At 62.5% G+C, this 25,670-nt stretch carries 22 protein-coding genes and 1 pseudogene; 11 read left to right on the top strand and 12 right to left on the bottom strand.

Translation table 11 applies throughout. The features are described from left to right. Window positions 1-55: 55 nt before the first annotated feature. Both X739_RS146730 and X739_RS146735 read right to left on the bottom strand, forming a co-directional pair. A complete protein-coding gene (locus tag X739_RS146730; protein ID WP_023773079.1) occupies window positions 56-2,500 on the bottom strand; it encodes a penicillin-binding protein 1A in 2,445 nt (814 codons plus the stop codon). Between the two features lie 213 nt (window positions 2,501-2,713). After that, window positions 2,714-3,991 (bottom strand): N-acetylmuramoyl-L-alanine amidase, encoded by a 1,278-nt coding sequence (locus tag X739_RS146735; RefSeq protein ID WP_023795136.1) that lies wholly within the window; start codon window positions 3,989-3,991, stop codon window positions 2,714-2,716. A gap of 649 nt (window positions 3,992-4,640) precedes the next feature. On the opposite strand from X739_RS146735, the pseudogene X739_RS01000000166320 reads away from it, so the two are divergent. Beyond that, window positions 4,641-7,620, top strand: a pseudogene (locus X739_RS01000000166320) (Rne/Rng family ribonuclease). Window positions 7,621-7,715: 95 nt separating this feature from the next. On the opposite strand, the gene X739_RS146740 reads toward X739_RS01000000166320, so the two are convergent. Continuing rightward, window positions 7,716-8,663, bottom strand: coding sequence for a glutaminase (locus tag X739_RS146740; RefSeq protein WP_031241230.1), 948 nt, complete (start codon window positions 8,661-8,663; stop codon window positions 7,716-7,718). A 4-nt stretch (window positions 8,664-8,667) separates the two neighbouring features. Next, entirely contained in the window at window positions 8,668-9,816 is a 1,149-nt protein-coding gene (locus X739_RS146745) for an aminotransferase class I/II-fold pyridoxal phosphate-dependent enzyme (RefSeq protein WP_023795135.1), read from the bottom strand. A gap of 149 nt (window positions 9,817-9,965) precedes the next feature. Between X739_RS146745 and X739_RS146750 the strand changes: the two genes are divergently transcribed. From X739_RS146750 to aat, 6 genes are all read left to right on the top strand, one after another. Continuing rightward, on the top strand, window positions 9,966-11,360 hold the full coding sequence (locus X739_RS146750; RefSeq protein ID WP_023773084.1) for a M48 family metalloprotease: 1,395 nt from the start codon (window positions 9,966-9,968) through the stop codon (window positions 11,358-11,360). 69 nt (window positions 11,361-11,429) lie between these two features. Continuing rightward, window positions 11,430-12,269 (top strand): DsbA family protein, encoded by an 840-nt coding sequence (locus X739_RS146755; protein ID WP_023773085.1) that lies wholly within the window; start codon window positions 11,430-11,432, stop codon window positions 12,267-12,269. 146 nt (window positions 12,270-12,415) lie between these two features. Further along, window positions 12,416-12,850 carry a type II 3-dehydroquinate dehydratase gene (gene aroQ, locus X739_RS146760; RefSeq protein ID WP_023773086.1) on the top strand — a complete coding sequence of 145 codons (435 nt, stop codon included), beginning with the start codon at window positions 12,416-12,418 and terminating at the stop codon, window positions 12,848-12,850. A gap of 26 nt (window positions 12,851-12,876) precedes the next feature. After that, window positions 12,877-13,329 carry an acetyl-CoA carboxylase biotin carboxyl carrier protein gene (gene accB / locus X739_RS146765; RefSeq protein ID WP_023795134.1) on the top strand — a complete coding sequence of 151 codons (453 nt, stop codon included), beginning with the start codon at window positions 12,877-12,879 and terminating at the stop codon, window positions 13,327-13,329. Between the two features lie 10 nt (window positions 13,330-13,339). Then, window positions 13,340-14,683 carry an acetyl-CoA carboxylase biotin carboxylase subunit gene (accC, locus tag X739_RS146770; protein WP_023773088.1) on the top strand — a complete coding sequence of 448 codons (1,344 nt, stop codon included), beginning with the start codon at window positions 13,340-13,342 and terminating at the stop codon, window positions 14,681-14,683. A gap of 26 nt (window positions 14,684-14,709) precedes the next feature. Beyond that, window positions 14,710-15,327, top strand: a complete 618-nt coding sequence (aat, locus tag X739_RS146775) for a leucyl/phenylalanyl-tRNA--protein transferase (protein WP_023773089.1) — start codon at window positions 14,710-14,712, stop codon at window positions 15,325-15,327. A gap of 9 nt (window positions 15,328-15,336) precedes the next feature. Here aat and X739_RS146780 read toward each other — a convergent pair whose 3' ends face one another. The 3 genes from X739_RS146780 to X739_RS146790 form a co-directional block, all read right to left on the bottom strand. Further along, complete coding sequence (locus X739_RS146780) at window positions 15,337-15,720, bottom strand: hypothetical protein (RefSeq protein ID WP_023795133.1); 384 nt, start codon at window positions 15,718-15,720, stop codon at window positions 15,337-15,339. A 63-nt stretch (window positions 15,721-15,783) separates the two neighbouring features. Beyond that, window positions 15,784-16,392: a DUF2155 domain-containing protein gene (locus tag X739_RS146785; protein WP_023773091.1), complete on the bottom strand. Its 609-nt coding sequence runs from the start codon at window positions 16,390-16,392 to the stop codon at window positions 15,784-15,786. Window positions 16,393-16,531: 139 nt separating this feature from the next. Further along, the gene (locus X739_RS146790; RefSeq protein WP_015318043.1) at window positions 16,532-16,930 is read right to left on the bottom strand and encodes an NADH:ubiquinone oxidoreductase subunit NDUFA12; all 399 of its coding nucleotides are present in this window, start codon (window positions 16,928-16,930) and stop codon (window positions 16,532-16,534) included. A 227-nt stretch (window positions 16,931-17,157) separates the two neighbouring features. Between X739_RS146790 and panB the strand changes: the two genes are divergently transcribed. Further along, a complete protein-coding gene (gene panB, locus X739_RS146795) occupies window positions 17,158-18,000 on the top strand; it encodes a 3-methyl-2-oxobutanoate hydroxymethyltransferase (protein ID WP_023773092.1) in 843 nt (280 codons plus the stop codon). Beyond that, on the top strand, window positions 17,997-18,848 hold the full coding sequence (gene panC / locus X739_RS146800) for a pantoate--beta-alanine ligase (protein ID WP_023773093.1): 852 nt from the start codon (window positions 17,997-17,999) through the stop codon (window positions 18,846-18,848). The genes panB and panC overlap by 4 nt, the downstream gene beginning before the upstream one ends. Before the next feature lie 134 nt (window positions 18,849-18,982). Here the strand turns inward: panC and X739_RS146805 are convergent, their stop codons facing one another. The 5 genes from X739_RS146805 to X739_RS146820 all read right to left on the bottom strand — a co-directional run bounded on the left by X739_RS146805 (window position 18,983) and on the right by X739_RS146820 (window position 23,620). After that, the gene (locus X739_RS146805) at window positions 18,983-19,681 is read right to left on the bottom strand and encodes an AIM24 family protein (protein WP_023773094.1); all 699 of its coding nucleotides are present in this window, start codon (window positions 19,679-19,681) and stop codon (window positions 18,983-18,985) included. A 150-nt stretch (window positions 19,682-19,831) separates the two neighbouring features. Next, complete coding sequence (locus X739_RS146810; RefSeq protein ID WP_023795132.1) at window positions 19,832-20,326, bottom strand: GNAT family N-acetyltransferase; 495 nt, start codon at window positions 20,324-20,326, stop codon at window positions 19,832-19,834. Window positions 20,327-20,330: 4 nt separating this feature from the next. Then, complete coding sequence (gene gatB / locus X739_RS1000000170625) at window positions 20,331-21,959, bottom strand: Asp-tRNA(Asn)/Glu-tRNA(Gln) amidotransferase subunit GatB (RefSeq protein WP_023795131.1); 1,629 nt, start codon at window positions 21,957-21,959, stop codon at window positions 20,331-20,333. 387 nt (window positions 21,960-22,346) lie between these two features. Further along, window positions 22,347-22,778, bottom strand: coding sequence for a CBS domain-containing protein (locus X739_RS146815; protein WP_015318050.1), 432 nt, complete (start codon window positions 22,776-22,778; stop codon window positions 22,347-22,349). A gap of 86 nt (window positions 22,779-22,864) precedes the next feature. Beyond that, window positions 22,865-23,620 carry a rhomboid family intramembrane serine protease gene (locus X739_RS146820; protein ID WP_023795130.1) on the bottom strand — a complete coding sequence of 252 codons (756 nt, stop codon included), beginning with the start codon at window positions 23,618-23,620 and terminating at the stop codon, window positions 22,865-22,867. Between the two features lie 429 nt (window positions 23,621-24,049). Here X739_RS146820 and X739_RS146825 point away from each other — a divergent pair, with 429 nt between their 5' ends. Together X739_RS146825 and X739_RS146830 are read left to right on the top strand one after the other, a co-directional pair. Continuing rightward, complete coding sequence (locus X739_RS146825) at window positions 24,050-24,682, top strand: PAS domain-containing protein (RefSeq protein WP_023783919.1); 633 nt, start codon at window positions 24,050-24,052, stop codon at window positions 24,680-24,682. 119 nt (window positions 24,683-24,801) lie between these two features. Then, window positions 24,802-25,419 (top strand): PilZ domain-containing protein, encoded by a 618-nt coding sequence (locus tag X739_RS146830; protein ID WP_023773099.1) that lies wholly within the window; start codon window positions 24,802-24,804, stop codon window positions 25,417-25,419. Window positions 25,420-25,670: the final 251 nt, after the last annotated feature.

Genomic DNA, 25,670 nt, shown 5'->3' with positions numbered 1-25,670 from the left:
TGTGTAAAGCGAAATGGGCCAGCCGGAGGCTGGCCCAACTGGACGCGTGGATTCGTCAGTAAAGGCCGCCGCCGCCGTCCTGGATGGCCTGGTTGGCCTGCGGCGACAGCGCGCCGCCCGAGGCGTTGGAGCCATCAGCACCCATGCCGATCACCCAGTAGCTGTCAGCGGGGCCGGTACCCGGCTTGAAAGCCTCGATGATGGTGCCCGCATCGCCCGAGGAGGAGCGCATGCCGGTCTTGCGGTTGATGGCGATCAGGTTCATGCCGTCAGGCACCTTGAAGTCGACATTGGGCGTGCCGTCGAGCGCCACACGCATGAAGTCCTTGAAGATCGGGGCGGCAAGACCGCCGCCGGTGGCGCCGTGGCCGAGGCCGCGCGGCGTGTCATAGCCCATGTAAAGCCCAACCACGAGGTTCGGCGTATAGCCGATGAACCATGCGTCCTTCTCGTCGTTGGTGGTGCCGGTCTTGCCGGCTATGTGGCGGCCAAGTTCCCCGATTGTGGCGCCGGTGCCGCGCTGGACGACGCCTTCCATCATCGAGGTGATCTGGTAGGCGGTCATCGGATCGAGCACCTGCTCGGAATTGTCGACCAGTTCCGGCTCGGGCTGGTTTTTCCATTCAGGAGCGTTGCAGCCTTCGCAGCCACGCTCGTCCTGCTTGAACACGGTCTTGCCGTAGCGGTCCTGGATACGGTCGATCAGCGACGGTTTGATCGACTTGCCGCCATTGGCCATGATCGAATAGGCCGAAACCATGCGCATGACGGTCGTCTCGCCCGAACCCAGCGCCATCGGCAGATATGGCGCCAGATGATCATAGACCCCGAAGCGCTCGGCATATTCGACGACCAGCTTCATGCCCATGTCGTTGGCAAGCCGCACCGTCATCAGGTTGCGCGACTTCTCGATGCCGGAGCGGAGCGTTGCCGGCCCGGCGACGGTGCCGTCATAGTTCTTCGGCGTCCAGGTGGTGTTGCCGCTCTGGATGGTGATCGGTCCGTCCATGATCACCGAGGCCGGTGTATAGCCATTGTCGAGTGCGGCCGAATAGACGATGGGCTTGAATGACGAACCCGGCTGGCGCATCGCCTGGGTGGCGCGGTTGAATTCCGACTGCGAATAGGAGAAGCCGCCGACCATGGCGAGCACACGGCCTGTATGCGGATCCATCGCGATCAGGCCGCCTTCCACCTCGGGAACCTGCCGCAAGCTGTACGTATTGTCGGAGCCGTCGTTCTTCTGGACGAAGATGACGTCGCCTGGCTTCAGCACGTCGGCCGGCGACTTGGCCTTGACTGTTTTGCCGTCGACCACATGGCGCATGGCAAAGCCCATGTCCTCCTTACTGACGGTGCCTTCGACGCGTTCCTTCACGATGTCGCCCGACGCCTGGCGTGCGGGCTGCAAGCCGATCGACAGCCCGGACGCCGAACTGTCGAGCACGACGGCCAGCGACCACTCGGGAACGTCTTCCAGGCCCTTGACGGCGCCCAGCGGCACACCCCAGTCGCCGGACACGTCGACCGTCTTCACCGGCCCGCGATAGCCACGCAAAGTATCGTATTTCATCAATCCATTCTGCATCGCCTTGCGGGCAATGAGCTGGACCTTCGGGTCAAGAGTGGTGCGAATCGACAGCCCGCCCTCATACAGCGCGTTCTCGCCATAGCGGGCGATGATCTGCCGACGAACCTCTTCCGTGAAATACTCGCCGGCGAAAAGGTAGGAGCCGCTGCGGCGCGGAGCAACGCCAAGCGGCTCGGCCTTCGCCTTTGCGCCCTCTTCAGGCGTCACGTAACCGTTCTCGACCATCTGGCCGATCACCCAGTTTCGCCGTTCGATTGCTCGGTCGGCATGCTTGAAGGGATTGTAGTTGGCCGGACCTTTCGGGAGCGATGCCAGATAAGCGGCCTCGGCCACGGTCAGCTCGTTTACCGATTTATCGAAGTAGGTCAGTGCCGCACCGGCAACGCCATAGGCGTTGAAGCCAAAGAAAATCTCGTTGAGATAGAGCTCGAGGATACGATCCTTGGAATAGGCCTGTTCGATGCGGAACGAGAGGATGGCCTCCTTGACCTTGCGTTCCAGGGAACGCTCGTTGGTGAGCAGGAAGTTCTTGGCAACCTGTTGGGTGATCGTCGAGCCGCCCTGCATGGGGCCACCCGAAACGTAAGTGATAACCGCTCTGCCCAACCCCGTTATGTCGACACCGGGGTGGCTGTAGAAGTTCTTGTCCTCAGCCGACAGGAAGGCAGCCTTGACGCGATCCGGGATAGCCTGGATCGGCAAATACAGGCGCCGTTCCCGCGCGTACTCGGCCATCAGCGCGCCGTCCGAGGCATGGATCCGGGTGGTCACCGGAGGCTCGTACTTTGCCAGCACTTCGTAGTCAGGCAGATCCTTCGCTACATGGCCGATGTAGAGGGCAACGCCCGCGGCGGCCAGGAGGGCCAGCGTCGTGCCTATGCCGAAGAAATAGCCAATGAGACGAATCATACCCGCTCCAGTCCTTGGTTCGGGAATTTCCTAAACGAAGCCGCCTTTCACGCAAGCTTTCGAGCCGGTCCCAACCCGTAATCGAAACCCATGTCGCCACCATGTGGACAAAATACGGCAAGGCCTGATTTCGCAGCCGCAAGCCCGAAATAAAAGCGCGGGGTGTTGTCATCGCGCAACGCCGCCTCTGGTTGCAGGCGCCGCCGGGCATAGTCAACCTCCGGTTCCAGCCCCGGCACGCGCGGAAGCGAACAATGCCACGGCATTGGTGATGCTTTGCGCTGCCTTGCCGCGCCATTCGGCGTCAAGCAGTTGCGCCTCGTCCTTGGCATTGGAGAGATAGCCGAGCTCGACCAGCACGGACGGCACGTCGGGGGCCTTCAGCACCTTGAACCCGGCCGAACGCTGGGGATTGTTTATAAGGCCGACACTGGTCGACAGCTGGCCAACCAATGTGTGGGCAAAACTCATCGAGAAGGTGTGCGTCTCGCGCCGGATCAGATCGATCAGGATATCGGTCACTTCCTTGTTGTCGTTCTTGATGACCATGCCGGCGAACTGGTCGGACAGGTTTTCACGGTCGGCTAGCGCCTGCGCTTCCGGATCGGAGGCCTTGTCGGAGACGGTGTAGACCGTGGCGCCGCGGATGCCCTTGACGCTGATCGTATCGGCATGAATCGAAATCAGCAGATCGGCCTCATGCTGGCGGGCAATGCGGACGCGGTCGTCCAGGCGCAGATATTCGTCGGTATCCCGGGTCATGAAGACATCGTATCGGCCGGCGGCCGCGAGTTTGTCGCGCAGCTCCGTGGCAAAGGCCAGTGTGACGTTCTTCTCGATAGTGCCGTTCAAGCCTTCGGCACCGCCGTCTATGCCGCCGTGGCCGGGGTCGATGACGACGGTGAATCGGTGGCCCGGATTGGAGACAGGCCCGGTTCCGACCCGGCCGCCCTTGTCGGTCGAAACCGTGGAACCGGTCGTCAGCGCCTGATTGGCAAGAGCGGCGTCGAACTCACGTTCGGAGGCCGCCGACATGTCGACGGCAAGGCGGTAGCCGGTTCCGTCCTCGTTCTTGAGCACATCGAGCTTGTCGACGGCGAACGGCCCCTTGCCGGTGAGGATCAGTCGCGAGACGCCCTCGCCGAGTTCGCCGAGCCGCACGCCCTTGACCAGGCCACGCGGCTTCAGATCCTTGGCATCGATGGCAAATCGGGTGTTTGCAAGATCGATGACAAGGCGATTGGGTCCGCGCAGCAGGAACCATCTGATGTCAGGCTCGCGATCGAAATCCATGACGATGCGCATCTTGGTGGCATCGCCGGCCATTTTGTAGCCCTTGGCCACGAGCGGAGCGTCGGCGGCATTGGCAACAGGGAAAAAGGCTACAGGGAAAAAGACCTGGGAAATCACCACCAGCAGCAGGAGACAGAAGGCACGGAGAACCTGGCCGCCAACACGACATCCCTTGTCTGTGAAGTCCGCCAGTCCCATCTTTCTTCCAGTCGCTCCCGGTTTGGCGCCAGGCGCCGGTTCGTTTCGTCAACATGCCGGTTAGGCCGCGAGCTCGATTAACGATTGGTATCGAGAGAAGGTTAACCAAGCCTTTTCACGCAAGGACGGGGCCAGGCTTACGCTACGGAACTGCTTTTTGCCGGCATCGGAAATCGGGGTTGCCTTCCAACCCGCCAAATCATAAAAGCGATGGTGGATCACTGCAATCCTGGAACCGCCCTCCTCCGCAGCTTCCTGCTACAGGGTCAGATGAAAGGCGGCTCCTTTCGCTTCACGCGAAAAGGCTTCAGGTGATTGCGACGAATTTCGCAGGTGTGCTCCCGTGGCGGGGGAATCGCCTGCGTGAGGAAAACGGCCGGGTTTATTCCCGCGCCGGCTCTGTATGAGCAAACAAGCTGGTCCGGTTTCCGGGCTTTGGTTCAAAAGGTTCTGCTGGTGACGATGGCTTCAAGCGCAATCATGGAAAGGTCCGCATCAAACCGCGCCAATATGGCTGCGGGCGGCACCGCCATGACACGCAGGCAGCGTCCGGCGGACATTCAGACATCCGGCACCCACACACCAGAAACGCAGCAGCGGGCTTTGCCTTGCAAGCTGCGGCTGGCGGCTGCCGGGAGGAAACGAAATAATGCCCAACAAAATGCTGATAGACGCCTCCCACCCGGAGGAAACACGCGTAGTCGTCGTACGCGGTAACCGTATCGAAGAATTCGACTTTGAATCCCAGGACAAGAAGCAGCTCAAAGGAAATATCTATCTCGCCCGTGTAACGCGCGTCGAACCCTCCCTTCAGGCAGCCTTTGTCGAATATGGCGGCAACCGTCACGGTTTTCTCGCCTTCAGTGAAATACACCCCGATTACTACCAGATTCCGGTCGCCGACCGTCAGGCACTGCTGCGCGCGGAAGCGCAGGAGGCCGAGGACGAAGAGAACGAGGACAGCGAAGGCGACGATCGCCAGAGCCGGGATCGTGGACGGCGCGGTCGCCGGCGCGGCGGCAAGCCCCGCGACCGTGGTGAAAACAGGCGCGATGCCGGCACGGCCGAATCCGGCGAGGCAAGCGAAGTCGCCCGCGAGGCAGACGAGAACAACGACAATGGCCCGGATGACAACGGCCCGGATGTTGTCGCCGAGAACATGGCCGACTTTTCCGGGACCTCGGAACACGCATCCGACGCCTCGGATTACGCCGACGCATCCGAACAGGACGAGGTTTCTTCCGAACAGGATAAAAGCGAGACCAACGACGCCCCCCCCAAGTCGATCGCCGCCTCCGTCGAAGGCGATGTGATTTCCGAGCCCATCCCGCAGGCGGAACAGGGAAGCGAAGCCACCTCCACCGACAATGATCGCGGCATGCTCGAGGAAGTATCCTCTTCCCATCCAGACGATCATGAGATCGAATCGGTCGGCGCCGAGGACGCGCTCGAGGAAGTGCGCAACCGCCGCAAGCCGGTGCGCCGCCAGTACAAGATCCAGGAAGTGATCAAGCGCCGGCAGATCCTGCTGGTGCAGGTCGTCAAGGAAGAGCGCGGCAACAAGGGCGCGGCGCTCACCACATATCTGTCGCTCGCCGGCCGCTATTCCGTTCTGATGCCGAACACTGCGCGCGGCGGCGGCATTTCGCGCAAGATCACCAGTGCGGTCGACCGCAAGCGCCTCAAGGAGGTCGTTGCCGATCTCGAAGTGCCGCAAGGCATGGGGGTCATCCTGCGCACCGCGGGCGAGAGCCGCACCAAGGCCGAGATCAAGCGCGACTACGAATATCTGATGCGGCTGTGGGAGAACGTGCGCAATCTCACGCTCCAGTCCACGGCCCCTGCCCTCGTCTATGAGGAAGGCAGCCTGATCAAGCGCTCGGTGCGCGACCTCTACAACAAGGACATCGACGAGATTCTCGTCTCCGGCGATGAGGGCTATCGCGAGGCCAAGGATTTCATGCGCATGCTGATGCCGAGCCACGCCAAGGTGGTTCAGCCGTTCCGAGACACGACGCCGATTTTCGTGCGCAACGGCATCGAGGCGCAGCTCGACCGCATGCTGCAGCCGCAAGTGACGCTGAAGAGCGGCGGCTACATCATCATCAACCAGACCGAAGCGCTGGTCGCCATCGACGTCAATTCGGGCCGTTCCACCAAGGAGCACTCGATCGAGGACACCGCGCTCCACACCAATCTGGAAGCGGCCGAGGAAGTCGCCCGCCAGCTCAGGCTGCGCGACCTCGCCGGCCTGATCGTCATCGACTTCATCGACATGGAGGAGAACCGCAACAACCGCTCTGTCGAGAAGCGGCTGAAGGATCACCTCAAAAACGATCGTGCTCGCATCCAGGTCGGCCGCATCTCGCATTTCGGCCTGATGGAGATGTCGCGCCAGCGCATCCGCGCCAGCGTGCTGGAATCGACCATGAAGCCGTGCCCGCATTGCGGCGGTACCGGCCATGTCAGGTCCGATTCGTCGGTGGCGCTGATGGTGGTCCGGGCGATCGAGGAGTTCCTGCTCAAGGATTCGAGAAGCCACATCACGGTGCGCACGCCGGCCGCGACCGCGCTCTACGTACTCAACCACAAGCGCGGCACGCTGGTGGAACTGGAAAGCCGCTTCGGCCTGACGATCACCATCGAGGCAGACGATGCGGTCGGTGCCCAGCACTACGCGATCTTCCGCGGCGCGCTGGCCGAAAAGCCGGAAGGTTTCGTCGAGGTGCGCAGCCTGCCGGCCTATGTCGAGCCGGAAGAACCGGAGGACGAGATCGTCGTCGCCGAGGAGGAAGACGAGGCGCCGGCCCAGGCCGAACAGCCGCGCCACGCTCAGCAGCCGCAGCATCAGCAGCCCAAATCCGGCGAGGACGGCGAAGGCCGCGATCGCAAGCGCCGCAAGCGCCGCAGGCGGCGTGGCGGCAAGGACCGCGATCGCGAGCATGGCGCCCCGACGGACGGCGCTTCCCTTTCCACATCCGATGACGGTTTCTCCGCGCGGGAAAACGCGGCGGACCATGGCGTTGCCGAGGCAGACGACGAGGCTGCGGTCGCCGCAACCGAGACCGTCGAAACGGCGGAAGCGTCCGACGATGGCCAGGGCAAGAAGCGTCGGCGCGGCAAGCGCGGNGGCCCGGTCGGCGCGCTCAGGCCTTGATAAGCGCAACCGTCGCGAAGACGGTGAAGGCGAGACCGAGGCGGAAGCCGGCGAAACCACCGAGCCCGCCGAGGCTGACGCTTCGCTAAGCGAGCCTGTGTCGATCGAGCCGGTGGCTGCCGCCGCCGTCGAACAACCCGCGGCTACCGTGAGCGACGAGGTGCCAAGCACCGAGAAGCCCAAGAAGCCGCGGCGCGCGGCCAAGCCGAAGAAGGCGGCGGCCGAAGCCGTCGCCGAGGAGCCGACCGCGGAACTGGCCGTGCAGGCACCCGCCGAAACGCCAGCCACGGCATCGGACGAGGCAGCGGCCACCGAGGAGACGCCGAAGGCCCGGCCATCGCGCCGCAAGGCGGCAGCCGCTGATACGCCTGTCGCGCCGGTGGTTTCCTCGACCGTGGCCGATGGGCCTGAAGTCAAGACCGAAGAAAAGCCGAAGCGTGCCGGCTGGTGGCAGCGGAAAGGTTTTTTCTAAACCTTTTCAACCCGTTGAATTGATTCTCTGACAAAAGAATCCCGCGCCGATCGAAATGAACGGCGCGGGATTTTTCTTATCGGCATGTCACGTTTCTAAGGCGCGAAGATCGACCAGTTCATCATCCTGGCGAGCTTTTCCAGCGCGATCGAACCCAGCTTGGAATTGCCGTTGGCGTTGAGGCCAGGCGACCAGACGGCGAGCGAGGCGACACCCGGCACGATGCCCAATATGCCGCCGCCGACGCCGCTCTTGCCGGGGATGCCGACGCGGAAAGCAAAATCGCCAGACCCGTCATAGTGGCCGCAGGTCAGCATCATGGCGCCGATGCGCCGCGCCCGCTCCGACGACACCACGGAATGCCCGGTTGCCGGGTTCTTGCCGCCATTGGCGAGGTAACGGCCGGCCATCGCCAATTGCCGGCAGCTCATGGCGATGGCGCAATGGTGGAAGTAGACGCCCAGCGCCAGTTCCGGCGCATGATAGAGATTGCCGAAGGATTTCATATAGTTGGCGAGCGCGAAGTTGCGGTAGCCAGTGGCACGTTCGGAAGCCGCGACCTCGCGGTCGATGATGATCGTCTCGTCGTCGGCGAGGAACTGGATGAAGCGCAGTATCTCGCCGATCGCCTCGCGTGGCTGGTGGCCGGCAAGCAGGATGTCGGAAATGACGATGGCACCGGCGTTGATGAACGGATTGCGCGGAATGCCGTTCTCATGCTCGAGCTGGACAATCGAGTTGAACGGGTTGCCTGAGGGCTCGCGCCCCACCCGCTTCCACAGCGCGTCGCCCACATTGCCGAGCGCCAACGTCAGGGTGAACACCTTCGAGATGCTCTGGATCGAAAACGCCTGCTCGGCATCGCCGGCTACGAGCGTGCGGCCATCATTGGTGACGGCCGCGATGCCGAATTTCTTCGGGTCGATCTTGCCCAGTTGGGGAATATAGGTCGCGACATCGCCGCGATCGGTGCGTTCAGCCATTTCCGCCGCGACTTCCGCCAATGCTTGATCAAGTTTGGGGGCCTGTTCGACTTCCGGCATGACGCTACCTCAACCAGGTTTCGATGCGCGCCATCGCCTCGACCATGTCGTCGTGGCTGCCGGCGTAGGAAAACCGCATCGTGCGATGCCCCGCCCGAGTGTCGAAGTCGCGGCCGGGTGTCGCGGCCACCTGCGCCTCGGCCAGCATCCTGCGGGCGAAGACCATGCTGTCGTTGCTGTGCCGGGCGACATCGCAAAAGGCATAGAAGGCGCCATCCATGGGCGCCGCCAGGGGAAAACCCAGCTCCGGCAAACGCTTCATCAAGAGCTCGCGATTCCAGGCATAGCGTGCCTTCACCGCCTCCAATTCCTCGGTTGCGGCAAAAGCCTCGATCGCGGCGATCTGCGACAGCTCCGGTGGCGAGATGTAGAGGCTCTGGGCGACGCGCTCGACCGGCCGCACGAGTTCTTCCGGCAAAACCATCCAGCCGATGCGCCAGCCGGTCATGCAGTAGTATTTCGAGAAGGAGTTGATCACCGTCACGCTGTCGCTGAAGGCGAGTGCCGTGGTGTCGGGGGCTCCATAGGCCAGCCGATGGTAGATCTCATCGGAAATGACGGCGATGCCGAGCGATTCCGCCGTGGTGATCAGCGTCGCCAGCTCGTCGGCTGGGATGACGGCGCCCGTCGGATTGGCCGGACTTGCAAACAGCACGCCGTTCAGCGGCGCCTCGCGATGCGCGGCGTCCAGATGTCCTGCGTGCAGATAAGCCGCGTCGCCGAGTTCGATTTCGACCACGTCGATGCCAAGGGCCGCCATGATGTTGCGATAGGCGGGGTAGCCGGGCGCGGCGATGGCGACCCGGTCGCCCGGGTCGAACATCGCCAGGAAGGCGAGATTGAAGGCCGCCGACGATCCGGTGGTCACCGCGATCCGGCCGGGGTCGACATCGAGGCCATAATGATCCGCGTAATGCCCGGCGATCGCCTTGCGCAGCGGGGCCAGACCCAAGGTGTCGGTATAGCCTATGCGTCCATTCTCCAGCGCCTTGGCGGCGGCGGCGCGAACCCGTACGGGCGCTGGATCGGATGGCTGGCCGACCGCCATGGAAATCACCGGCACGCCCTGAGCCCTCAGCCGGTTCGCTTCGGCCAGCACATCCATGGCGTGGAACGGCTCGACATTGCCGCGATGGGAGAGCGAAACGACCATTTTTTTACCCCTGTCCCGAGGATTGAGCGCGCCAGGTCCTGACGCATGCGCCGCACAAATGCCCGATTGATGTGAGGATCACAAGTTGAGGAAGTTTTTCAGGCGCCGACTTTTCATCTTTCGCCCGCTCGTCTACCAGTGGACACATCATGTTGAGCCGACCCAGATCGACGATTGCCCAGGCAGCGCGTGTCTTCGCGACGGTTTCGCTTGCCGCCGCGGTCGCGGTTGCCGGTTCGCAGACCGCCTTCGCCCAAGGCGTGCCAGTGGTCCGCGACGCCGAGATCGAAGCCCTCGTGCGCGATTATGCACGGCCGATCTTCAGGGCCGCCGGGCTGGCGAATGACGGCATCGACATCGTGCTGGTCAACGATTCCAGCTTCAACGCCTTCGTCACCGGGCGCCGGCTGTTCATCAATACCGGCGCGTTGATGACGGCTGAGACGCCGAACGAAATCATCGGCGTCATCGCACACGAAGCCGGGCATATCGCCGGCGGCCACCAGCAGAAACTGCGCGACCAGCTCGAACGCGCCAAGACCATGGCCATCATCGCCACCTTGCTCGGTGCCGGTGCGATCGTTGCCGGTGCGACCACGAACAGCCGCGGCCTTGCCGGCGCCGGCATGGGCGTGGCGGCCGGTGGCGGCGAGATGGCGCAGCGCAGCATCCTCGCCTATCAGCGCACCGAGGAAATCACGGCCGACCGCTCGGCCATCACCTATCTCAATGCCACCGGCCAGTCCGGCATGGGCATGCTGAAGACCTTTCATCGCTTCCAGACCGCGCTGTCGCTGTCGGGGGCGCAGGTCGATCCCTACCGGATCAGCCACCCGATGCCGCAGGACCGCATCGCCAACCTCGAGGTGCTGGTCAAACAGAGCCCCAACGTCGACAAGATCGACGCGCCGGCACTGCAGCAGCGCCACGACATGATGCGGGTGAAGATTGCCGTCTACATGGAAGGCCAGGCCGCCGCGACGCGGCTGATGCAAAAGATGCGGGGCAGCATGGCGGCGCTGTATGGCGATGCCCAGTCGGCCTATCTCTACGGCAACATCGCCGCGGCACTCACCAAGACCAACGCCCTGATCAAGGCGCAGCCCAAGAATGCCTACTTCCAGGAGCTGCGCGGCGATATTCTGATGAAAGCCAACAAGCCCGCGGATGCGGCCGACGCTTATTCCAAAGCGGTCAGCCTCGACCCGGCACGGTCCGGCCTGCTGCCTGTCTCGCTTGGCCAGGCGCTGATGGCGGTCGGCACGCCCGACTCGCTCAAGCAAGCTGTCGTGCGGATCAACGATGGCCTGGGCCGCGACAAGGAAAACTCCACCGGCTATCGTTATCTGGCGCAGGCTTACGGGGAGCTGGGAGACATACCGGGCGCGGAGCTTGCCACCGCCGAAGGCCATTTCTATTCCGGCAACTACAAGGATGCGAAGATCTTCGCCATGCGGGCGCAACAGCAGATGAAGCGCGGCGAGCCGCGCTGGATACGCGCCCAGGACATCATAAACTACAAATCGTCAGGCAAGAGCCAGTAATCTCATGAACCTTCCGGCCGCGTGCTGCGACACAGCCAGACCGGAAAATAGGCAGAAGGAACGACAACGATGAAAAAGGCACTGCTGCTGGGCACCACGGGGGTTGCGGTCGCCCTTGGCATGCTGGCTTTCGGTTTCGTGGCCGGCAGTCCGCAGGTTGCGAAGGCCGGAACGGCACAGGCTGTCCAGACGGCGCAGCCTGTCCAGGCGGCTCAGCCTATCCAGACAGTTGCGGCCGACACCAAAATCGACCGCACCGAGGTCGAGGGAATCATCCGCGACTATCTCCTGAAGAATCCGGAGGTGCTGCTGGAAGTGCAGGACGCGCTCGAGGCCAAGCAGAAGGAGGAACAGCGGCTCGCGGCATTGGGCGTCATCAAGAACGCCAAGGACCAGATTTTCAATTCCACCTTCGACGGCGTTGTCGGCAACCCGAACGGCAAGGTCACCATCGTCGAGTTCTACGACTACAATTGCGGCTTCTGCAAACGCGCCATCGAGGACATGCGGGCGCTTACCAAGTCCGATCCGGACCTGCGTTTCGTGCTCAAGGAATTTCCGATCCTCGGTCCGGATTCGCAGAAGGCGAGCGTCGTCTCGATGGCGTTTCACCTGATGATGCCGGAGAAATACGGCGAGTTCCACAATGCCCTGCTCGGCGGCCAGGGGCGCGCCACCGAGGCAACCGCGATCAAGATCGCGCTTTCGCTCGGCGCCGACGAGGCGACATTGCACGAGAAGATGAAGGACCCATCGATCACCGAGGCCTTCACCAAAACTTACGATCTTGCCAACAAACTGCAGATCACCGGAACCCCGTCCTACGTCGTCGGCAACGAGGTCGTGTTCGGGGCGCTCGGGCAAGAAGTGCTTGCCGAAAAGATCGAGGCGGCGAAAGCCGCGCTTTGAGCGGCAAGCGGTTTTCTTCACGGGCGCATTTCGGCCTGTTGTGGACAGTGAAAGAACGCACTTGCGCTCTTTCCGCGGGCGACTATGCCCGGTATAGAGGCCCAGCGCGCCGGCTTGACGCCGGTGCCGGAAAAGGTCGGCTCTTTTTGAAAACGGTATTCGTCCTGAACGGTCCCAATCTCAACGCGCTCGGCAAGCGCGAGCCGGGCATCTATGGCGGCAAGACGCTTGCCGCGATCGCCGAGGACTGCAAGCAGGCAGGCGCGTCGCTTGGGATCGAGATCGATTTCCGTCAGTCGAACCATGAAGGCGATCTTGTCGACTGGATCCAGGAGGCCGGCGACAAAGCCGCCGGAATCGTCATCAACCCAGGCGCCTATAGCCATACCTCGATCGCGATCCACGACGCCATCCGTTCGGTCGCGCCATTGCCGGTCGCCGAAGTTCACCTTTCCAACATCCACGCGCGGGAACCGTTCCGCCACGTCTCCATGGTCGCGCCGGTCGCTGTCGGCATGATCTGTGGCTTTGGGCCGCTCGGCTACACGCTGGCGCTGCAAGCGCTGGCCGCACGCCTATGACCGGCCAACAAACAGAAGGCTCGAAAATGTCGATAAAGAAGACCGGTGTTGACCAGCAACTGATCCGCGATCTGGCGGGCATACTGAACGACACCAACCTGACAGAAATCGAGGTTGAACTCGGCGACCTGAAGGTACGGGTGTCGCGACAGGCGCCCGCCGTTCACGCGATCGCGGCCGGGCAGCCCGCCTATGCACCAACGGCAACCCAGCCCGCGGCCGCGCCGGCGGCGGTCGACGTGTCGAAAAACGCGGTGACCTCGCCAATGGTCGGCACCGCCTATCTGGCGCCGTCGCCGGACGCAAAGCCGTTCATCGAGGTCGGCCAGAAGATCAAGGAAGGCCAGACGCTGCTGATCATCGAGGCGATGAAGACGATGAACCAGATCCCCTCGCCGCGCGCCGGCACGGTGACGGCGATCCTGTTCGAGGACGCGACGCCGGTGGAATACGGCATGCCGCTCGTCGTGATCGAGTAGAGCGGACCTGATGTTTCAGAAGATCCTCATCGCCAATCGCGGCGAAATCGCGCTCCGGGTGCTGCGTGCCTGCAAGGAGCTCGGCATCCAGACGGTGGTGGTGCATTCGACCGCCGACGCTGACGCCATGCATGTCAGGCTCGCCGACGAAAGCGTGTGCATCGGTCCGCCGCCGTCGCGCGACAGCTATCTCAACATCCACCAGATCGTCGCTGCCTGTGAGATCACCGGCGCCGACGCCGTGCATCCGGGCTATGGCTTCCTGTCGGAGAACGCCAAGTTCGCCGACATTTTGGCGGCGCACAACATCACCTTCATCGGCCCGTCCGGCGACCACATCCGCATCATGGGCGACAAGATCGAGGCCAAGCGCACCGCAAAACGCCTCGGCATTCCAGTGGTGCCCGGTTCCGACGGTGCGGTCACCGAGGAGAAGGAAGCCAGGCGCATTGCCGCCGAGATCGGCTATCCCGTCATCATCAAGGCGTCGGCCGGCGGCGGCGGACGCGGCATGAAAGTAGCGCATGCCGAGGCAGACCTCGAAATCGCACTGCAGACGGCACGCTCGGAAGCGGGCGCGGCCTTCGGCGACGACGCGGTCTATATCGAGAAATACCTGGAGAAACCGCGTCACATCGAGGTACAGGTGTTCGGCGACGGCTTTGGCGGCGGCGTGCATTTCGGCGAGCGCGACTGCTCGCTGCAGCGGCGTCACCAGAAAGTCTGGGAAGAGGCCAATTCGCCGGCGCTCAACGCCGAGGAGCGGTCCCGCATCGGCGGCATCTGCGCCAAGGCGATTGCCGATCTCGGCTATTCGGGCGCCGGCACCATCGAGTTTCTGTACGAGAACGGCGAGTTCTATTTCATCGAGATGAACACGCGCCTGCAGGTCGAGCATCCGGTGACGGAAGCGATCACCGGCATCGATCTGGTCCACGAGCAGATACGCGTCGCCTCCGGCGGCGGTCTTTCGGTCAAGCAGGAAGACATCAAGTTCAACGGCCACGCCATCGAATGCCGGATCAACGCCGAAGATCCACGCACCTTCACCCCCTCGCCGGGCACCATCACGCATTTCCACACGCCGGGCGGCCTCGGCATCCGCGTCGATTCCGGCGTCTATTCCGGCTACAAGATCCCGCCCTACTATGACAGCCTGATCGGCAAGCTGATCGTGCATGGCCGCAACCGCGTCGAATGCATGATGCGGCTGCGGCGGGCGCTCGACGAATTCGTCGTCGACGGGATCAAGACGACGTTGCCGCTGTTTCGCGATCTCGTCGGCAACGCCGACATCGCCAATGGCGACTACGACATCCACTGGCTGGAAAAATATTTGGCCAAGGGCGAATAGCCCCAACTTGCCGCTATGATGACGCGATGACCCGTCCCTACGCGCCAGGCTATCGCATCCCGACCGACCTTCTGCTCAAGGCATACGCCTCGGGCGTCTTCCCCATGGCCGAAAGTGCCGGTGACCCGGAGGTCTTCTGGGTGCGGCCGGAGACGCGCGGCATCATTCCGCTCGACGGTTTTCACACACCCAAAAGCCTGAAGAAGACGATCCGCAGGCACCCGTTCGAAATCCGTTTCGATTTCGATTTCGAAGCGACGATCGACGGCTGCGCCGAAAACCGCGAGGAGCGCCGCTCTACCTGGATCAATGCGCCGATCCGCGAAGCCTATGTGCAACTGCACCGCATGGGTCATTGCCACTCGGTCGAGGCCTGGCGCGAGGGGCGTATGGTCGGCGGCCTCTATGGCGTCTCGCTCGGGCGGGTGTTCTTCGGCGAAAGCATGTTTTCCAAAGAGACGGACGCGTCGAAGACCTGCCTGGTGCATCTCGTCGAGCGCCTGAGGGCACGCGGCTTCGCGCTGCTCGATACGCAGTTCACGACAGAGCACCTCAAGCGTTTCGGCGCGGTCGACGTGCCGCGTGGCAAATATGAAAAGATGCTGGCAGACGCGCTGAAAGGCGAAGCAGTCTTTTTTCCGTAGGATCAGGCCCTACTTGGGTGACGCCTCGATCGGCGTCTGCGCATGGAACATCATCTTCCAGCCGTTGACGCGATGGACGTAGCCGGTGCTGACCAGCGCCGCATAGGGCTCGCCATTTTCGCGCGTCGCATGCGCTTCATAGGTCAGCATGACGATATCGCTGCCGGGTTCGATTATTCCCTTGAGTTCGATGTTGAGGTCGCGCCAGCGGTTGGGTTTGGCTGCGGTCTTGGCCAGATCGGCATTGTCGATGGCCTGTGCCATCTGCGGAAATGCCACAAGGCATTCGGTGTCGACATTTGCAGCGTAGTAGGCAGTGTCGCCCGTCCAGAACCCCTTTTCGAGCTCCAGCAACTCGGCCTTGTTGGCCATGATCCGCTTGCTGTCCGACATAGGCTTATCCTCAACGCGCGTGGTGATGGTCCAACGCGCGCCAGCCATGGCGGTTCCAAGAGATCAATTGGTGTCCGTCGTATCCGGTTCCACGGCGTCGTCGGGCTGTGCCGCGTCCGGAGCGACCGGGGGATTTGGCTTGGTCGCGGCTGGCTTCGACGCGTCGGCTTTCGCCCCATCGGCCTTGGTCGCGCCGCTCTTGCCAGCATCGGGCGCCGGCACATCCGACTTCTGCTTGCATTCCTTCAGCCAGACGTCATAGACGGCATGTTCGACCGCGTTGAGCCCCGGACTTTCGGCAAACATCCAACCGGTGAAGATACGGCGGATCTTGCGGTCGAGCGTGATCTCGTCGACCTCGACGAAAGAATCGGTCTTCGGCTGTTCGTTCTGCGGCCGGGAATAGCAGACGCGCGGCGTTACCTGCAGGGCGCCGAACTGCACCGTCTCGTCGATATAAACATCGAAGGTGATGATGCGGCCGGTGATCTTGTCGATGCCGGCGAACTCGGCGACCGGGTTGGTGATGCGATCCGATCCCGCGGGCGCCGCCGGCGCCGGGGCGGCGGGTGCGGGTGCGGGTGCGGGTGAAGCCGCAAAGGCGAGGGTGCTGACGGCGAGGCTGGCGGCCAACGTCAGGGCGCCCGTCGATATCGGGTTGAAAAAGCTCATGCAGGAGGTACCGGTGGTTCGCGCCCAGGTGATTCCGTCAATCGCCAAGGCTAGTCGCCGTTTTCTGATCAGCAAGCAGCTACACACCAATTGTGGCGATAAAGGACCGGCCTGCACCTTACCTTTGTAACCCGCGCCGTTACGAGCCCGGCGTCCAGGCGTCGTAGTCGCCGGTGACCTGCGGGCGGTGTTGATTGGTCAGCACCGAGCCTTTCGGACGATAGGCCGATGGCGTGCCGGTCAGATTGGGTAAATGCGGCTTTTGCCAGTCGCGCGGCCGGTAGTCATCGCTGGGGGGAGCGATATCGACACGATGGTGAATCCAGCCGTGCCAGCCCGGCGGAATGGCCGAAGCTTCCGAATAGTTGCGGTAGATGACCCAGCGACGCGTGCGGCCTTCCGAATCGATACCGCCTTCGTAATAGACATTGCCGGCCTCGTCCTGCCCAACCCTCTTGCCGTAGCGCCATGTGTGCAGGCGCGTTCCCAGCGTCTGGCTGTTCCACCAGGTAAAAAACTGCGTCAGGAAAGTCTTCATCTCAGAACCCTCGCGCTGGCGGCGCCCGTTTCCTGCTTATGGCGTCAGGCCTTCGGGAAGGCAAGGGTTTTGCCGCGGGGAGCGCGCAAATGGCGCGCCAGGGACCCGACACCAGCCTGTGACTCCGAGGGTGACCGGATGCGCGCTTGCCAAGGCTTGCCGCTCTTTCTAAAGCTCTGCGCGCCCATGCGAAAATCCTGTGCCGCCCGGGCTGAAGGAGGCGACGATTGGCCACGCAATTGCCGACCACCGACATTCGCATCGGCGCCGACCTGATTCGCCGCCGCAAGGGCGGCACGCCGATCGTCTGCCTCACCGCCTACACCTACCCGATCGCCCGCCTGCTCGATCCCCACGTCGACCTGCTCCTGGTCGGCGACAGCGTCGCCATGGTCTTGCATGGCCACGAGACGACGCTAGGCGCCTCGCTGGAGATGATGATCGCGCACGGCCAAGCCGTGATGAGGGGCTCAGCCCGGCCCTGCGTGGTCGTCGACATGCCGGCCGGCAGCTATGAGGAGTCTGCCATGCAAGCCGTGGCCTCGGCACGGCGCATAGTCGGCGAGACCGGCTGCCAGGCGGTGAAGCTCGAAGGCGGCGTCGACATGGCTCGTCAGATTGCCGCGATCGTGGCTGCCGATATTCCGGTCATGGGCCATATCGGCCTGCAGCCGCAATCGGTGGAAAAGGATGGCGGCTACAAGATCAAGGGCCGCACGGACGAGACTGTAGCCGCCCTGATCGCCGACGCGCTCGCGGTCGAGAAGGCCGGCGCGTTCTCGGTGGTCATCGAAGGCACGATCGAGACGGTCGCCGCCGACATCACCCGCCGCATAGCCATTCCAACCATCGGCATCGGCGCCAGCGGGGATTGCGACGGCCAGATACTGGTCATCGACGACATGGTCGGGCTGACGGTCGACCGCGTGCCGAAATTCGTCAAGCAATACGCCGATCTGCGCAGCGTGATCACGCATGCCGCGGAGCGCTATGCATCGGAGGTGCGGGATCGCGTTTTCCCCAGGCCCTCCCACGTCTTTTCAAAAACCAACGGCGGGGATGACGCGTGAACCGGCCCCACGTCGTTGACAGCGTTGCCGCGCTTCGCGCGCGAATCCGCGACTGGCGGCGCGACGGACAACGCATCGCCATGGTGCCGACCATGGGCGCCTTGCATGACGGGCATCTTTCGCTGGTCAAGATCGCCCTCGAAAGGGCTGATCGTTGCGTGGTGTCGATCTTCGTCAACCCGACGCAGTTCGCACCGACCGAGGATCTCGACAAGTACCCGCGCCAGTTGGCCCGCGACCTCGACATGCTGGCGGTGGTCAAAGCCGACCTTGCCTTCACGCCCGGTGTCAGCGAGATGTATCGCGCAGGCTTTGCCACGAAGATCTCGGTCGGCGGCCCGTCGGCCGGGCTCGAAACGGACTTTCGCCCCACCTTTTTCGACGGCGTCGCCACTGTGGTGGCCAAGCTTCTCCTGCAGGCCGCACCCGACTTCGCCATCTTTGGCGAAAAGGATTACCAGCAGCTTTGCGTCGTCAGGCAGCTTTGCCGCGACCTCGACCTGCCCGTCGAGATCATCGGCGCGCCGACCATACGCGACGCGCATGGCCTCGCCATGTCGTCACGCAACGCCTATCTCGATGAAACCGAACTCCAGATCGCTCGCCAATTCAACGTCATTCTGCGCAAGGCAGCAGCTGCGCTGGCGGCGGGCGCAGGGCAGCAGGAAACGATCGCCGAAGCAAGCCGAGTTTTGGTCGCGACCGGCTTCCAGACGGTGGATTATGTCGAGGCTCGCGAATGCCTGACACTCACGCCATGGCGGCGCGACCGTGCGGGCCGCGTTCTCGCCGCCGCCTGGTTGGGAAAAACCAGGCTGATCGACAATGTGGAAGTTCCCGCCGCCTGATCGGCGTTCGTACTCTCGATCAAGTCGAAGGCTCGCCCCGCCGACACCAAGGCACGGGCAAACCGAACCGCTGATAAGTCACCGCCGCGTTCGCGCTTGCCCAGATTTCATCCGTCTGGCCCCTGACCCCCAGCCTATTCCTCGGTCGGCATATGCAGGTACATCGACTGGATGCCGACCCTGCCCGGCCCGGTGAAGCGGTTGACGATGAAATTCAAGTTGGCACCGAAGAAGCCGCTCGACAGCCGATCGATCTTGGTCTCCATCCTGACCGAGGCATCCTTGAACAGCCAGCCGCCGGGCTCGATGTCTATGATCTCGCCCGGAGCGAGCGTCTTTTCAAAAACGTTGCCATAGCCGTGCAGCCAGACGATGCCGTCACCGGTATCGCCGCGAAACCGGTCGATGAAGAAGCCGCTCTGGCCGAACAGCATCGTCGCCAGGCCGCGTACGCGTTCGAACGTGTAGTCGATATTGCCGGTGGCGGCCAGAAACTGGTGCTCGCGGACCTGAATCTCCTCGCCTCGTCGCAGGTGAATCGGCACGATGTGACCCGGCCCATCACGGCTGAAGGCGATGATGCCCGCCCCCGACGCCTCGGTGACGAAGATCTGCATGCCGGCCATCATGCGCTTCAGCGCGCCCTTCAGCGATTTCAGACCGATGGTGATTGTGGAATTCTTCCACAGCAGGATGTGGTGCTCAAAATAGACAGGCATCCGCGTCACGTCGACGGAAAGCACGGGCACCAGTTCGCCCGCTATGTGATAGGTGACGCCACCAAAGGTTTCATCCGACACCTCGGTCGGCATCAGTTCCGGCAGACTTGGCATGGTTTCCCCCAAAGCCATCCCGCGTGTGTCGGTTTACTCGGGCTTCGCGCGGTTCGGCCTAGGTAGCTTGGTGCCGGACACCAGGGCCGTCAAACGAAAACAGACCTCGCGACGCGCGCTCGCGCGAAGGTGATCACGCCGCCACCGTGCTCAGGCTGCAAGTACCCGTTCATAGATCAGCGCCGGGATGGCAGAGCCGGCGGAGCCGCAATTCTCGGTGCGGCCGGCCTGGACGAAGCCGTTGGCCTGATAAAAGGCAACGGCGCGGGCGTTCTTCTCTTCCACTTCGAGCCGAATGCGGTGAGCTTCCGGAAAACTCTCGATGATCTCGTCGAGAAGCATGCCGCCGATACCGCGGCCCTGCAGCGAGGGAAGCACATAGAGCTGCCTGAGCATAACCACGCCGCCGCCATCGACGGCTTCGGCAAACGCCATGCCCCCAATGCGCTCGCCGTCATCGGCAACGAGGAACTCGCTGCTCGGCTTTACCAGCCTGGCCATCAATGAGGCGATGGAGTGCCATTCATTGGTGATTTCGGTGACCCGCTCAGCGCCATAAATGTCGTCATACGTCGCATGCCAGGTCTCGACCAGCAACGCCCGGACGGCTGCGAGGTCGCGATCCCCGGCGGTGCGAACGAACATGCTTTTACTCGATGCCCAGCTTGGCCTTGACGAGGTCGTTGACGGCCTGCGGATTGGCCCTGCCGCCAGTCGCCTTCATCACCTGGCCGACGAACCAGCCGGCCATGGTGGGCTTGGCGCGAGCCTGCCCGACCTTGTCGGGATTGGCCGCGATCACCTCGTCGACCGCCTTCTCGATGGCTCCGGTGTCGGTGACCTGCTTCATGCCACGGCTTTCGACCAGCTGGCGCGGATCCCCACCCTCGTTCCAGACGATATCGAACAGGTCCTTGGCGATCTTGCCGGAGATGGTGCCTTCCTTGATCAGGTCGATGACGGCGCCGAGCTCGTCGGGCGAAACCGGAGCGGATTCAATGTCCTTGCCGGCCTTGTTGAGAGCGCCCAGCAGATCGTTGATGACCCAGTTGGCGGCGAGCTTGCCGTCGCGACCGGCCGCCACCTTCTCGAAATAATCGGCGATCGGCTTTTCCGAAACCAGGATCGAGGCGTCATAGGTCGAAAGGCCGAGCGACGAGATCAGCCGCGCCTTCTTGTCGTCCGGCAGTTCCGGCAACTCCCTCGCCAGCGCATCGACATACGCCTGGTCGAATTCCAGCGGCAGAAGATCCGGATCGGGGAAATAGCGGTAATCGTGCGCCTCTTCCTTCGAGCGCATCGAACGCGTCTCAAGATCGGAAGANAATTCCTTGGCCAGCGTATCGACGTAGGCTTGGTCGAATTCCAGCGGCAGAAGATCGGGATCAGGGAAGTAGCGATAGTCGTGCGCCTCTTCCTTGGAGCGCATCGAGCGCGTCTCGCCCTTGACGGCGTCGAACAGCCGCGTTTCCTGGTCGATCTTGCCGCCATCCTCGATGATGGCGATCTGCCGGCGCGCCTCGTAGTCGATGGCCTGGCCGATGAAGCGGATCGAGTTCATGTTCTTGATTTCGCACCGGGTGCCGAATTCGCCACCTGGCCGGCGTACCGAGACATTGACGTCGGCGCGCAACGAGCCTTCGTCCATGTTGCCGTCGCAGGTGCCGAGATAGCGCATGATGGTCCGCAGCTTGGTCACATAGGCCTTGGCCTCATCACCGGAGCGCATGTCGGGTTTCGACACGATCTCCATCAGCGCCACGCCGGAGCGATTGAGGTCGACATAGGACATGGTCGGGTGCTGGTCGTGGATCGACTTGCCGGCATCCTGCTCCAGATGCAGGCGCTCGATGCCAACCTCGATGTCCTCGAACTCGCCCTGGCGGTCGGGGCCGACCGAGACGATCACCGTGCCCTCGCCGACGATCGGCTGTTTGAACTGCGAGATCTGGTAGCCCTGCGGCAGGTCCGGATAGAAGTAATTTTTCCGGTCGAAGACCGACTTGTGGTTGATCTGTGCCTTAAGCCCCAGGCCGGTGCGGATCGCCTGCTTGACGCATTCCTCGTTGATGACGGGGAGCATGCCTGGCATTGCCGCATCGACAAGGCTGACATTGGCATTGGGCGCGGCACCGAAAGCGGTCGAAGCGCCGGAGAACAGCTTTGCTTCCGAGATGACCTGTGCGTGCACCTCGAGGCCGATGATGATCTCCCAGTCGCCGGTGGCGCCGGAGATCAGACGTTTTGCGTCAGGGGTACGAGTGTCGATAAGGGACATGACGGCCTACAAATTTGAACTTCGGAATATGCATGTAACGCATATTTTGGTTTGGAACTTCGCTAGTGCAAACTGTCTTGCGAGACAAGCGCAAAGCCTCAGTCTGATCTTCCCAGCCATTTTCGCCTACAGGACGCCAATCCCAATGGAGAGTGGATGTCCACTTCCGCTCAGTCCCGGACGCGCGCTGTTGGGAACAGCGCATCCTGCACCTGCTCCCGCAGGTCGGACGCATTGAAATCGAAAAGAACGACAAGAGACGGATTGCCTCCGTCAAATGGGCCCCACCACATCACCGGCGCGGACTCGAATTCGTCCGCTCCGAACTCGACAAGAGGTTGTCCTGGCGTTGCCGGTCGGTCTCCGGCCGGCGGTTCCCTTCACCGCTCAGGCGGTGGCGATGTAGGCCCGGATTTCCTCGGCCTCGCGCTCGACGTCCTCGATGCGGCGCTTGACCACGTCGCCGATGGATACGATCCCATCGAGCAGACCGTCCTTTTCCACCGGGAGATGGCGGAAACGGCCCCTGGTCATGATCTCCATCACCTCGTTGACGGTGTGGTTCTCGTTGCAGATCTTCACCTTGGGCGTCATCGCCGAACGCACTGCTATATCGAGCGCGGCACCGCCCTCCCTGGCAACCACGCGCACGATGTCGCGCTCCGAAAGGATGCCGACGATCTTGCGATCGCCATTGGTGATGACCAACGCGCCGATCCTGTGCTCGGCAAGGATGCGGATGGCTTCGCTCAGTTTTTCGTTCGGCCCGAGCGTCAACACGTCATGGCCTTTTTGCTCGAGAATGGCCTTAACCGTCATGGCGTCCTCCTCTACTTTGCCAACCGGTTCCTGCCCTGACCGGCTTCACATAAGAGTGAACATGGTGCGCCGTGATCGGTTGCATTTCAAGCCCGGTCGGAGGTCTCCCATTCGGGCGCTTGCCATACCCTGTCGAACCAGCGCAGGCCGAAGAAGCCCGCGACAAAGCCGCCAATATGGGCCTCCCAGGCGACTTGGCCGTCCACGCCCGGCGCGAAGCCGAGAAGGCCGGTGGCCAGATTGATGATCATCCACATGGCCAGGAAGATGACGACGCCGCGCGAGCGCAGCACGACCTTGACCGGCAGCACCGGGCCGGCGAAAGCAGCCTTGCCGGCCGAGCGGTTGGTGCGGAAACCAAAGCGCGCCGCAGCCCCCATCATGCCCGATATGGCGCCCGATGCGCCGACCAGCGGCGCTTCTCCGTACGGATGCATCGCCCAGAAGAGCGCCACCGACGCCAATCCGGTGGCGGCAAAGAACAACGCGAACCGAAGCGCGCCGAGACGATTGGCCAGCGGCGAGCCGAAGGCGGCAAGCCAGACCATGTTGATGGCGATATGGGCAAAGCCGCCATGCATGAAGGCATAGGTGAAAGGCCGCGTGAAAAGAAACCAGTCGAACCCGTACCTGCCGGTATAGAGGACCGGAATGAAAGCTCCGTCATAGAGTAGCGTCATCTGCTGGGCGTCGTTCAGCGCATATTGCTGCAGCAGGTAGACGACCGCACAGATGCCGATCACCGCCAGCACGATCGGCGGCAGATTGAACACCGGCTCACGCACTGGTGGCGGCATGGTCTCGGCCGGTTCGGACTCGGACGGATTTTGCGGTTCGCTCATCTGCAATCGCACTCGATGCTGGTTCGACTGGGCTGGTCGACTGGGCTGGTTCGGTCTGGCGAGCATCTAGATCACCGCCGATGGAACCGCAAACGGCGAATCGTCCCGCTCCGAATCAAAGGGGCGAATCGAAAAAGAAGCCGTCCAAGGTTTCCCCTGAACGGCCGGTCGAGCCCCTGCTCCCCTAAAACTCTTGACTGAAGTGCTGCCGATCGTCGCGAAACGACCGCTTCTGGAGTGGTTTTGGTGTGCCACGCGGCGGCCCACGGCGCAACGTAAACCAGTTGTTAACCTTAACGGCCCCGACCCGTGAACAAGTGTTAACGACGCTGGCACGCTTCCTGCTCCCCAACGCATGTAGGTCATCGGAGGGCGCCCTTCTGTTCACCGATGGGACATCAGACGACAGAATGCGCGGAGCTTAGTAGGATGAACCAAAACGGATCGATCACGCTGTTCCACTATTGGAACCGCCTGCGTGACGGACGCCCGGCTCCGAAGCGATCGGAAGTCGAGCCGGCCGATATCAAGACGCTGCTGGCCGATACGTTCATCCTCGAAAAGGACACGCGTGGGCAGCCTGTATTTCGTCTAGCCGGCACCAGGCTCTGCGCCTCCTACGGCCGCGAACTCAAGGGGTTCTCCTTCCCCTCGCTGTGGCGGGAGAAGGATCAGAGGCTGGTTTCGCGGCTCATTCACGGGGTTTTCGAGCAGAAATCGGTCGTGCTGATCACTTTCGAGGGCTTCAGCCGCAACGGCCGCTCCAACAAGTTCGAATTGCTCGCCTTGCCGCTCGACGGCGGCATCGAAAATCCACGCTGCCTCGGCGTGATCAGCGCCGTGGAGAAGCCGTTCTGGCTGGGCGCGGATCCGATCACCGATGCCTTGATCGATTCCATCCGCGTTATCGACCCGGAGAAGGAATTGCTGAGCGGCCGTCCCGCGATCAACGTTCCCTCGCTCGTTCCCGACGAGATCGAGGCGCCCGAAACGATCTCTGCGCTCGGCCGCGCCCGCCGCATCCGCCATCTCGTCGTCTTCGACGGCGGGCGGGAGGAATAGTTGACGATCGCATGGTCTTGCAGGCCCGTTTTTCCCCTTTGTTAACCCGATTTGTTGTAGTTCTCTGCTGAAGTTCCTCGCATCCACGCGCGGGAATGCCAAACAGGGTGTAGGCAGTCATGAGGTCAGCGGCGGTCGACTACGCGCCGTCCCAAGCTGAAAGGCGTAACTTTCAGCGCGTCCGGGTCAAGATCTACGGACGATTCATGCTGGAGGACCGCACCGAGCACCCATGCCAGGTCGTGGACATGTCGCCCGGCAACGTGGCGCTCCGCACCGACCGCATCGGCATGCCCGGCGAGAAAGTCATCGCCTATATCGACCATATCGGCCGCATCGAGGGTGTGCTGACACGCACGCTGCCGGATGGCTTCGCAATGACGGTGATTGCGTCCGACCGCAAGAAGGACAAGCTCGCCGCGCAGTTGACGTGGCTTGCCAACAAGCACGAACTCGACCTCCCGGAAGACCGCCGCCACGAGCGTGTCTCGCCCCGCAACCCGACCAGCGTGCTGCAGCTCACCGACGGTCGTCAGTATCAGTGCCGGATCATCGATCTGTCGCTGTCGGGCGCAGCGATCGAGATCGACGTGAAACCGGCGATCGGCGTCCAGGTCATGCTCGGCACGATGCGCGGACAGATCGTGCGGCATTTCGAAGATGGCGTCGCCATCGAATTCGCCGTCATCCAGCGCCCCGAAACGCTCGATTCCGAATTCAACACGCCGCGCTCCTGATTAGACAGCAAAGCATGCAAGTCAAGCCGGCCCTCGCGGCCGGCTTTTTTGATTTCGGGGGCGGCGGTCGATATGTCTGGATAGCAGGTCGCCATAGTCGGAAATGGTCCGCGCGAGGCCGAATTTGCCGAAAACCGGGTGCAGCAATCCAACCAATTCAATACTAAAATGATTCAAATTTTATGTTTATTCTATTGGCGTTTTACTTAAAATCTACTTCGGGCCTTTGCGTCGAATAAATCCACATGTGG

Origin of the sequence: Mesorhizobium sp. LNHC209A00, from assembly GCF_000502915.1 — a bacterium.
GTDB lineage: Bacteria > Pseudomonadota > Alphaproteobacteria > Rhizobiales > Rhizobiaceae > Mesorhizobium.
Note: the sequence above shows the minus strand (reverse complement) of the source record. Positions and strands in the feature narration are given on the sequence as shown.